Raw genomic sequence first — 506 nt, forward strand, 5'->3', positions numbered from 1 at the left:
GATGTCCCTGAAAAATTTCACACTGGAAACCGATAAAGACGGCATTGCCCTGGTCACGTTCGACAGTCCGGGCAAGTCGATGAATGTCATCTCCGCCGATGTCATGGACGACTTCGACGCGCTGACGAAGACCATCATCGAGGACGACAGCATCAAGGGTGTCGTCATCACCTCCGGCAAGGACGCCTTCTGCGCCGGCGCCGACCTGTCCGAGCTGGGCGGGGCGAATGACGCGCTGGCCAAGCTGCCGGAAGAGGAGATGAAGCAGAAACTGTTCGAGCAGTGCTTCCGTCTCAACAAGACCTTCCGCGCCCTGGAAACCTGCGGCAAACCGATTGCCGCGGCGATCAACGGCCTCGCCCTGGGCGGCGGTTTCGAGATCGCGCTGGCCTGCCATTACCGGGTCATGCCGTCCGACAATCCCAAGGCCAAGCTCGGCCTGCCGGAAGCCATGGTCGGCGTGCTGCCGGGCGGCGGCGGCACCCAGCGCCTGCCACGTCTCGTCG

1 protein-coding gene is annotated in these 506 nt (G+C 63.2%); it reads left to right on the forward strand.

Translation table 11 applies throughout. The features are described from left to right. Positions 1-506, forward strand: a 506-nt coding sequence (locus PKF00_RS45135) for an enoyl-CoA hydratase-related protein (protein ID WP_271223822.1), incomplete at both ends; no start/stop codon positions are given.

This window comes from Streptosporangium carneum (genome assembly GCF_027922005.1).
In the GTDB taxonomy this organism is placed as follows: Bacteria; Actinomycetota; Actinomycetes; order Streptosporangiales; family Streptosporangiaceae; genus Streptosporangium; species Streptosporangium carneum.